Origin of the sequence: Enterobacter sp. Ap-867 (genome assembly GCF_011752855.1) — a bacterium.
Taxonomy (GTDB): domain Bacteria; phylum Pseudomonadota; class Gammaproteobacteria; order Enterobacterales; family Enterobacteriaceae; genus Cedecea.
Map to the genome: position 1 here is coordinate 1 of NZ_VWWS01000014.1, position 9,246 is coordinate 9,246.

Annotated in this window: 10 protein-coding genes and 1 pseudogene; 5 read left to right on the forward strand and 6 right to left on the reverse strand. The window is 51.1% G+C overall.

All coding sequences use genetic code 11. From position 1 onward, the window contains the following. The first annotated feature begins 388 nt into the window (after positions 1-388). Complete coding sequence (locus tag F3J26_RS22055) at positions 389-943, forward strand: gamma carbonic anhydrase family protein (RefSeq protein WP_008457228.1); 555 nt, start codon at positions 389-391, stop codon at positions 941-943. Here the strand turns inward: F3J26_RS22055 and F3J26_RS22060 are convergent. The 6 genes and pseudogenes from F3J26_RS22060 to dprA all read right to left on the reverse strand — a co-directional run bounded on the left by F3J26_RS22060 (position 919) and on the right by dprA (position 4,696). Next, the gene (locus tag F3J26_RS22060; RefSeq protein ID WP_166995988.1) at positions 919-1,176 is read right to left on the reverse strand and encodes a DUF1488 family protein; all 258 of its coding nucleotides are present in this window, start codon (positions 1,174-1,176) and stop codon (positions 919-921) included. The two genes, F3J26_RS22055 and F3J26_RS22060, sit on opposite strands and share 25 nt — an antisense overlap. Further along, positions 1,173-1,991 carry a shikimate dehydrogenase gene (aroE, locus tag F3J26_RS22065; protein WP_166995990.1) on the reverse strand — a complete coding sequence of 273 codons (819 nt, stop codon included), beginning with the start codon at positions 1,989-1,991 and terminating at the stop codon, positions 1,173-1,175. The genes F3J26_RS22060 and aroE overlap by 4 nt, the downstream gene beginning before the upstream one ends. A 2-nt stretch (positions 1,992-1,993) precedes the next feature. Continuing rightward, positions 1,994-2,566, reverse strand: coding sequence for an L-threonylcarbamoyladenylate synthase type 1 TsaC (gene tsaC / locus F3J26_RS22070; RefSeq protein ID WP_166879808.1), 573 nt, complete (start codon positions 2,564-2,566; stop codon positions 1,994-1,996). Next, the gene (locus F3J26_RS22075) at positions 2,559-3,113 is read right to left on the reverse strand and encodes a DNA topoisomerase family protein (protein ID WP_008457218.1); all 555 of its coding nucleotides are present in this window, start codon (positions 3,111-3,113) and stop codon (positions 2,559-2,561) included. Before F3J26_RS22075 ends, tsaC begins: the two co-directional genes overlap by 8 nt. A 23-nt stretch (positions 3,114-3,136) precedes the next feature. Beyond that, a complete protein-coding gene (gene smg / locus F3J26_RS22080; protein ID WP_008457217.1) occupies positions 3,137-3,610 on the reverse strand; it encodes a DUF494 family protein Smg in 474 nt (157 codons plus the stop codon). Further along, a pseudogene (dprA, locus tag F3J26_RS22085) lies at positions 3,582-4,696 on the reverse strand (DNA-protecting protein DprA). The gene smg and the pseudogene dprA overlap by 29 nt, the downstream one beginning before the upstream one ends. Positions 4,697-4,833: 137 nt before the next feature. On the opposite strand from dprA, the gene def reads away from it, so the two are divergent. The 4 genes from def to trkA all read left to right on the forward strand — a co-directional run bounded on the left by def (position 4,834) and on the right by trkA (position 9,094). Then, a complete protein-coding gene (gene def, locus F3J26_RS22090; RefSeq protein WP_039288271.1) occupies positions 4,834-5,343 on the forward strand; it encodes a peptide deformylase in 510 nt (169 codons plus the stop codon). Between the two features lie 14 nt (positions 5,344-5,357). After that, positions 5,358-6,305, forward strand: coding sequence for a methionyl-tRNA formyltransferase (fmt, locus tag F3J26_RS22095; RefSeq protein ID WP_166995992.1), 948 nt, complete (start codon positions 5,358-5,360; stop codon positions 6,303-6,305). A gap of 73 nt (positions 6,306-6,378) precedes the next feature. Beyond that, positions 6,379-7,668, forward strand: coding sequence for a 16S rRNA (cytosine(967)-C(5))-methyltransferase RsmB (gene rsmB, locus F3J26_RS22100; RefSeq protein WP_166995994.1), 1,290 nt, complete (start codon positions 6,379-6,381; stop codon positions 7,666-7,668). Positions 7,669-7,717: 49 nt separating this feature from the next. Further along, positions 7,718-9,094 carry a Trk system potassium transporter TrkA gene (gene trkA / locus F3J26_RS22105; protein ID WP_008457209.1) on the forward strand — a complete coding sequence of 459 codons (1,377 nt, stop codon included), beginning with the start codon at positions 7,718-7,720 and terminating at the stop codon, positions 9,092-9,094. Positions 9,095-9,246 lie beyond the last annotated feature (152 nt).

Sequence of the window (9,246 nt, forward strand, 5' to 3'; positions counted from 1 at the left end):
TGCTGAGATATCAATCCTGCGAGTGCCCACACAGATTGTCTGATAAATTGTTAAAGAGCAGTGAGTTAGGCGCTTTCGCTTGCTAACTCGAGGTGGCGTATATTACGCTTTCCTCTTTCAGAGTCAACCCCGATTTTCAGGATTTTTTCTCTTTATCGAACCGGCTAATTTGTGAAGTGATTCACTGTGCCGTCTCGATGGAGGCGCATTATAGGGATCCCACTTTTTAGCACAAGTACTTTTTCGATCTTTTTTTCTGAATGTTTAGTTTTCACTCTTTTCGCTGAGATCCTGTTCGATCTGCCCTCTTTATCGCCCTTTACTCCCTTGCCATTGCTCAAGAAAGCGGCCACAGTCTATTTCTGTAATGAATTTCCCTGAGGTGTTTATGTCTGCGGTACTGCGTGCTTTTCAAAAAACTTTCCCTCAACTCGATGAACGAGTCATGGTTGATCCCACCAGCGTGGTCATTGGTGACGTAAAACTGGCGGATGATGTCAGTATCTGGCCGTTAGTTGCTATTCGAGGGGACGTAAACACCGTGACAATTGGAGCACGCACCAACATCCAGGATGGCAGCGTGCTTCATGTTACCCATAAGTCCTCTTATAAACCTGAAGGGAACCCGCTGATCGTTGGTGAAGATGTGACGGTGGGCCATAAGGTAATGCTGCACGGCTGCACGATCGGCAATCGCGTCTTGGTTGGAATGGGGTCGATCCTATTGGATGGAGTAGTAGTAGAAGATGATGTGATGATTGGTGCCGGTAGCCTGGTCCCCCAGAACAAGCACCTGGAAAGCGGCTTTCTCTATTTAGGCAGTCCGGTGAAACAGATTCGCCGCCTGACTGAAGCGGAGCTGGCCGGATTAACCTACTCCGCTAACAATTATGTGCGCTGGAAAGATGAGTATCTGGCTCAGGATAGCCAGTACCACCCTTGATCGCCTTCCTGCTCACTTTCTATCAGGCCTTCGGCTTCTTCTTCAAGATCCCAACGATATTCCCGAAATAAAGAAAGCCACTCTTCGGCGCCATTGCCGCCGAAGCGGCTGGCAATGGCCAATGAGCTTATCGCGCACTCAACCTGGAACCCCTGCACCAGCGCAGGAAAACGGATAGCCTGCCGCTCTTCATCCCAGACTTCACGATCCGGGAACTGAATGGCCTGGTTCACGCCGCCATTTCTCTTTTCAACGCCTCAATAACTGGCGCGACATCTGGCATGACGCCGTGCCAAAGCATAAAAGCGTGTGCAGCCTGCCCCACCAGCATGCCAAGACCATCCGCGTAAGACACTACACCGTGACTCGTGGCCCAGTTCAAGAATGGCGTCAGCCCTTTCTGGTAAAACATGTCGTAGCAACTTACACGGTGGGAAAGGAGAGAAACCGGCAGCGCAGGGATCTCACCGCCAATCCCGCTGGACGTGGCGTTGATCAGTAAATCGAATTCATGCCCCTCGAGCTGATCCATTGCCACGGCGTTAACACTTCCCGTATGGCTGAATAAATCAGCTAGTTCTGCCGCTTTGGCAAACGTACGGTTGGTTATCGTGACCGCACAATCTAATGATAACAAGGGCAACAGTACACCACGCGCTGCGCCGCCGGCCCCCACCAGCAGAATACGATCGCCGGGTTTGATCAGTTTCAAACGTTCAAGATCGCTCAACAAGCCAATACCATCCGTATTGTCTCCAAGCAAACGTCCATCTTCCTGGCGCTTGAGCGTATTGACCGCACCTGCCAGCGCCGCCCGCTCTGTTAGCTCGTCTGCACGAGTAAAAGCTTGTTCTTTAAAAGGTACGGTGACGTTGGCTCCCCTTCCTCCTTTATTGAAGAAGGCTTCAAGTGTTTCAGCAAAAGTGTCTAACGGAGCAAGCACGCGTCCATAAGGATGTTCTATTCCCAATTGTTCTGCGAAAAGGCGATGAATAAGAGGAGATTTGCTGTGCTGAATAGGGTTACCAAAGACGGCGAAAGTTTCCATAATTACCCCTGACGGAAGAGTTCGCCGGTTAAGGCATCGCGTATTTCTGAAGGATTAAGCCGCCCACCGGTATCCCCCATAAGTACAGGGAAACTTTGGCCAAACTGCTGCTGAACTTCTTCCGAACTGCGACACGGAGGCAAGCCCGTAAGGTTCGCACTGGTAGACACCAGAGGCTTACCGTAGGCAAGACATAGCTCTTTCACAAGCGGATGATTGGTCACACGCACCGCCAAAGAATCAAAACGCCCGGTCAGCCACTTTGGGGTGGAAGGCAAAGCCGGGAAAACAAACGTCACCGGGCCAGGCCAGTTTGCAAACACCACCGAAAGCTGTGCTTCATTAAGCGCAGCGGCATCAATATAAGGTTTCAGCTGCTCAAAATTGGCGGCGATAAGGATAAGTCCCTTCTCTACCGGACGCTGTTTCAGCTCAAGCAGGCGAGTAACTGCGAGTTCACTATCGGGATCGCAACCAACGCCAAAGACGGCTTCGGTTGGGTAGGCGATGACTTGTTCTTCTTTCAGGGCCGCTACGATCTGCGCTAGCTGGCCTTCAGGCAGGTTATTATTCACTGGCTTGTTCCGTCGTTACCGGCTTTCCACATTGTTTATTGGCGCAGAAACGTTTCACGCCCTGAGCCGTTTTCTTTTCAATAAGCAGCGGATACTGACATTCAGAGCAGATACCCGCTACCGGTTTAACATTAATGACAAACTGACAGTCCGGGTAGCTGTTACAGGACCAGAACGTTTTCCCGTAGCGAGAACGACGCTGAACCAGTTGCCCTTTTTGGCATTGGGGGCACGCTATTGCCGTCTCATCGGGTTTATCAATGATTTCCGTGTGTTCGCATTCAGGGTAATTGCTGCAGCCGATAAACATGCCAAACCGCCCCTGACGTAGCACGAGCGTTGACTGACAAACCGGGCATTGCTGGCCATCAAGTACTTTAACAATATGCCCATCCGCCTGGCTCTTTAACGGGCGAACATAATCGCATTCCGGGTAATGGGAACAGCCCAAAAATGGGCCGTGTTTACCGGAACGTATTGCTAACTCTGCCCCGCATTGGGGGCAGGGTTCATTTTTTGGCACCGAGAACAGTGCTGACTTGGCCATAACATCTCATGCTGCAACTTAATTTAGTGCAGCATACCTTCATTTGCCTCGAAGAGTAATTCTTCCATTTGCTGGTAGGCGTTTTCACACCCCGGAATGTTGAACAGCACCATCAGTACAACCCACTTCAGATCTTCCAGTTCGAATTCTGCTGTGTCCAGCGCCAGCACGCGCTCAATCACCATTTCGCGGGTTTCGAGATTTAACACCTGAATCTGTTCAAGGAACAGTAAAAAGCCCCGACAGTCTGCATCAAGCCGCTGGCTCTCTTCTGCGGTAAAAATACGCATAGAGAGAGGATCGGCAGCAAGCTGCATCGGTTCGGTCAAGCCATCCTGATAATCGGCCAGCTTTTCAAGCCACACTAATGCGTTAAAAATGTCCTCACGATCAAAACCAGCGTCGGTGAGATCGCTCGTCAGCTTATCCTGATCAACGCGCATTTCTGCTTCGCTGTGGATGTAGGTTTCAAATAAGTACATTAGTACGTCGAACATGGCATGCCCTCCTCAATCGGACATAGCCGCCGGGTACAGCTGCGATCCATCCTGCTAACTCCAGTTCGAGTAACTGAGCTACCGTCTCTGGCACAGGTTGGCCGGCACGTTCAGCGACGACGTCAACAGGTGTAACCTCATCTCCTACGTTAGCCAACAGATGGGGAAATGGCAATGCGCCGTCCTGTTGATTTGGCGAATATATTGACACATTGTGCGAAGCGGGAAGCCAATGGAGTTCAGAGGCGAGATAATCGAGGATATCCTGCGGACTTCGTACTAGATTAGCCCCTTGCTGAATAAGCCAGTGTGGGCCATCGCTCCCAGGACTTCCTACCGTACCGGGCAGAGCAAATACCTCTCTTCCCTGTTCAACGGCATAGCGGGCAGTCACCAGGGATCCACTTCGTTCACCGGCTTCTACGACAAAAACGGCTCTACTCAGCCCACTGATGACACGATTACGCCACGGAAAGCTCGAGGGCCAGGGCGTACAGGAAAGGGAAACTCGGATAGCACTGCCCCTTCTTGCTCGAGAATTTTCCGGGCTAACATCGCATGACGTTTAGGATGAACGCTGCCTAATCCATTCCCCAACACAGCAATGGTTTTACCCTTGACTCTCAGTGCCGCACGGTGCGCCACCCCATCAATGCCCAATGCCAACCCGCTGGTTATCACCAGTCCAGACTGTGCAAGCGCTTCACTGAACTGCCGGCAAAAGCGCTCGCCGTAATCTGACAGGTTACGACTACCAACAACGGCAAGCTGGTTCTGGCTGAGTAGTGAAGGTTCACCGGCAACAAACAGAGCGGCAGGATAATCATTTATGGCTCTGAGCTGCTCAGGATAAAGGGCGTCTTCCGCCGTCAGCAGATGGTGATTTGGCTTATCGAGCCAAAGAAGGCTAGCTTCAAGCTGGCGCTCATCGAATGCAGTAAATAATGCACATTCTCGGGCATTTAATCCCACCGCGAGCAGACTCTCCCTTTCTACCCTTGGGCATCGTTCCAGGAAGTGGGCTATTTTTAGGAACTTATCCCCACTCAGCCCCTTAACAGCCATAAGACGTAGCCAAATCTCCATTATCTGCACTCAATCCCCCTGCCACAGGCCATCAAAGCAATCCTTGCGATTGGTCACTGATGCTGTCAATCAGCCGGGGAAATGTCTAGAATAGAGGGAATAATCCTTTCTACTACTGAACACAGCTCTGGAAATTTATGGCAGTTTTGCAAGTATTACATATTCCCGACGAGCGCCTTCGCAAAGTCGCTAAACCGGTTGAAGAAGTGAATGCGGACATTCAGCGTATCGTTGATGATATGTTCGATACTATGTACGCCGAAGAAGGCATTGGCCTGGCGGCTACGCAGGTAGATATTCACCAACGTATTATCGTGATTGATGTATCCGAGAACCGTGACGAACAGCTGGTGCTGATTAACCCGGAACTGCTGGAAAAAAGCGGTGAGACCGGTATTGAAGAAGGTTGTCTGTCCATCCCTGAACAGCGTGCGCTGGTACCTCGTGCGGAAAAAGTAAAAATTCGCGCGCTCGATCGTGACGGTAAAGCCTTTGAACTGGAAGCAGATGGCCTGCTGGCGATTTGTATCCAGCACGAAATGGATCATCTGGTCGGTAAACTGTTTATCGATTATCTGTCGCCGCTGAAACAGCAACGTATTCGCCAGAAAGTTGAAAAACTCGACCGTTTGAAAGCGAAAGCTTAAGGACAACAAACAACGTGTCAGATTCTCTGCGTATTATTTTTGCCGGAACCCCAGACTTCGCAGCGCGTCACCTTGACGCGCTGTTGTCTTCTCAGCACCAGGTCGTTGGTGTATTTACCCAACCAGATCGTCCGGCAGGCCGCGGCAAAAAACTCATGCCAGGCCCGGTAAAAGCGCTGGCAGAAGAGAAAGGCATTCCTGTCTTTCAGCCGGCTACGCTGCGTAAAGCGGAAAATCAGCAGTTGATTGCCGACCTCAACGCCGATGTTATGGTGGTGGTTGCATATGGCCTGATTTTGCCTCAGCCGGTACTCGATATGCCTCGCCTGGGCTGCGTAAATGTTCATGGTTCACTGCTGCCACGCTGGCGTGGTGCGGCACCGATCCAACGTTCTTTGTGGGCCGGGGATGCTGAAACTGGCGTCACCATTATGCAAATGGATATCGGCCTCGATACCGGCGACATGCTGTATAAACTCTCTTGTCCGATTGAGGCAGAAGACACCAGCGGAACCCTCTACGATAAGCTAGCGGGGCTGGGTCCTAAAGGCCTTCTGGACACGCTGGAACAGCTAACCAACGGTACCGCTACGCCGGAGGTTCAAGACGAAGCGCTGGTGACCTATGCTGAGAAACTCAGCAAAGAAGAAGCCCGCATCAACTGGAACCTTTCTGCCGTTCAACTGGAACGCTGTATCCGTGCTTTTAACCCATGGCCAATGAGCTGGCTGGAAATCGACGGGCAGCCGCTAAAAGTCTGGCGCGCGTCGGCGATCAGCACCCAGACAAATTCAGCACCGGGCACCATTCTGGCCACCAGTAAACAAGGTATCCAGGTTGCGACCGCCGAGGGCATTCTGAATCTTGAAGAACTGCAGCCTGCAGGTAAAAAAGCCATGAAAGCGCAGGACCTGCTGAACTCACGCCGTGAATGGTTTGAACCTGGTACAGTCCTCTCCTGATAAAGCCGCATTTATACGCCCAGGGTAACCTGGGCATTTTTGTTTATAGCGCTGGAAAAACCAGAGCACGATAATGAAAAAAACACTGAATCTTCGCAGCCTGGCTGCCCAAACAATTGAACAAGTTGTCGAGCAAGGACAATCATTAAGTAATGTACTGCCTGGGGTACAGCAGAAAGTGTCTGATAAAGACAGAGCCCTGCTGCAGGAGCTGTGCTTCGGCGTGCTGCGTGCCCTTCCGCAGCTGGACTGGTTGGTTGGCAAACTCATGTCACGCCCGATGACTGGAAAGCAGCGCACAATCCATTACTTAATTATGGTCGGCATCTATCAGCTTCTGTATACCCGTATTCCTGCGCATGCTGCGCTGGCTGAAACCGTTGAAGGTGCCATCGCGATTAAGCGCCAGGCTTTTAAGGGCTTAATCAATGGCGTACTACGTCAGTTCCAGCGCCAGCAAGAAAACCTGATGGCAGAAGCTGCTAAGCATGAAAGCCGTTTTCTGCACCCGGCCTGGCTGCTGCAGCGTTTGAAAAAAGCTTACCCGGACTGCTGGGAATCCATTGTCGATGCTAATAACCAGCGCCCTCCAATGTGGCTGCGCGTAAATCGCCAGCACCATACGCGTGAAGCATGGATGGCTTTGCTGGCTGAGGCTGGTCTGGAAGGCCATATACATCCCAAATACCAGGATGCTGTTCGCCTTGATTCACCCGCCCCCGTTCAGGCATTACCTGGTTTTGAGCAAGGCTGGGTGACCGTGCAGGATGCTTCAGCTCAGGGCAGCGTCGATCTTTTAGATCCGCAAAACGGTGAAACTATTCTGGATCTTTGTGCCGCACCGGGCGGTAAGACAACGCATATTCTGGAAGCGGCCCCGAATGCAAAAGTGATGGCCGTCGACGTTGACACCCAGCGCCTGAAACGCGTGCATGAAAATCTTGAACGCCTTGGCATGAAAGCAGAAGTAAAACAGGGAGACGGCCGTTTCCCTGCTCAGTGGTGTGGCGAAACTAAGTTTGACCGTATTTTGCTTGATGCGCCATGCTCAGCAACCGGCGTTATTCGTCGCCATCCAGACATCAAATGGCTGCGTCGCGACAGGGATATCGCAGAACTCGTTGCTTTGCAGAAAGAGATTCTGGATGCTATCTGGCCTCACCTTAAAACCGGCGGGACGCTTGTCTATGCCACTTGTTCTATTCTCCCCGACGAGAATAAGGATCAGGTGAGCGCGTTTCTGGCGCGTCATGCCGATGCCAAACTGGTAGAAACCGGTGACAATAAGGCTCCGGGCATTCAAAATCTGCCTGCAGCAGACGACGGTGACGGCTTCTATTACGCTAAGCTAATTAAGAGCTGACTCCCTGCAGGGTGAGTCATAAGTTTCATCACTCGTGAAGCGATAAACGATGAAAATAATCATTCTGGGTGCGGGCCAGGTCGGCGGCACTCTGGCAGAAAATCTGGTCGGTGAAAACAACGATATTACCGTCGTCGATACTAACCAGGCCCGCCTGCGCAGCCTGCAGGACAAGTTTGACCTCCGCGTAGTCCAGGGCCACGGCTCTCATCCCCGCGTACTTCGTGAAGCAGGGGCCGATGACGCAGACATGCTGGTCGCAGTCACCAGCTCTGACGAAACGAACATGATCGCATGTCAGGTCGCTTATTCGCTGTTTAATACACCGAACAGAATTGCCCGCATTCGAGCCCCCGATTATGTTCGCGATGCAGAAAAACTGTTCAATGCAGAAGCCGTTCCCATTGATCACCTGATTGCTCCTGAGCAGTTGGTTATCGACAATATTTACCGCCTGATTGAGTACCCGGGGGCACTTCAGGTCGTGAATTTTGCCGAAGGGAAAGTTAGCCTGGCAGTAGTAAAAGCCTACTATGGTGGTCCGCTGGTGGGTAATGCACTTTCCACCATGCGCGAACATATGCCGCACATCGATACTCGTGTCGCAGCCATTTTCCGTCACGACCGCCCTATTCGCCCGCAGGGTTCAACCATTGTTGAAGCCGGTGATGAAGTCTTCTTTATTGCCGCGTCACAAAATATCCGTGCGGTAATGAGCGAGCTTCAGCGCCTCGAAAAACCTTACAAGCGCATCATGCTGGTGGGCGGCGGTAATATCGGCGCAGGTTTAGCGCATCGTCTCGAGAAAGATTACAGCGTAAAACTGATCGAGCGCGATCAGCAGCGAGCTTCTGAACTTGCAGAAATGCTGCAAAATACCATCGTATTTTATGGTGACGCCTCAGATCAGGAACTGTTAGCAGAGGAACATATCGATCAGGTTGATCTCTTTATTGCGGTCACCAACGATGATGAAGCTAACATCATGTCGGCCATGCTGGCTAAGCGAATGGGCGCTAAAAAAGTCATGGTCCTCATACAGCGTAATGCCTATGTCGATTTAGTGCAGGGGAGCGTGATTGATATTGCGATTTCACCTCAGCAGGCAACCATTTCTGCTCTGCTCGGACATGTGCGTAAAGCCGATATTGTTGGCGTTTCATCTCTTCGCCGTGGCGTTGCAGAAGCCATTGAGGCCGTGGCTCATGGAGATGAAAGCACCTCTCGCGTTGTGGGTCGAGTCATCGATGAGATTAAACTGCCGCCTGGCACGATCATTGGTGCGGTTGTACGTGGCAATGATGTGATGATTGCCAACGACAACCTTCGTATAGAACAGGGCGATCACGTCATTATGTTCTTAACGGATAAGAAATTTGTCAGCGATGTCGAACGCCTGTTCCAGCCAAGCCCATTCTTCCTCTAAACTCATCAGAGCAGAAATATTTTCTGCTCTGTTTCTTCATATAAAAACCATTTTAAAATTATGGAATTAACAAAAAATTCTTATTTCTTGTAGCAATGGAAATTAAGATAACCTTTGTTAGAATTATTACTGTCAGCCGGCACAAGGAGAGA

Coding starts and splice junctions, on each gene's coding strand:
- F3J26_RS22055 (WP_008457228.1), top strand. CDS start 389: ATGTCTGCGGTACTGCGTGCTTTTCAAAAAACTTTCCCTCAACTCGAT.
- aroE (WP_166995990.1), bottom strand. CDS start 1,991: ATGGAAACTTTCGCCGTCTTTGGTAACCCTATTCAGCACAGCAAATCT.
- F3J26_RS22075 (WP_008457218.1), bottom strand. CDS start 3,113: ATGGCCAAGTCAGCACTGTTCTCGGTGCCAAAAAATGAACCCTGCCCC.
- smg (WP_008457217.1), bottom strand. CDS start 3,610: ATGTTCGACGTACTAATGTACTTATTTGAAACCTACATCCACAGCGAA.
- def (WP_039288271.1), top strand. CDS start 4,834: ATGGCAGTTTTGCAAGTATTACATATTCCCGACGAGCGCCTTCGCAAA.
- rsmB (WP_166995994.1), top strand. CDS start 6,379: ATGAAAAAAACACTGAATCTTCGCAGCCTGGCTGCCCAAACAATTGAA.
- trkA (WP_008457209.1), top strand. CDS start 7,718: ATGAAAATAATCATTCTGGGTGCGGGCCAGGTCGGCGGCACTCTGGCA.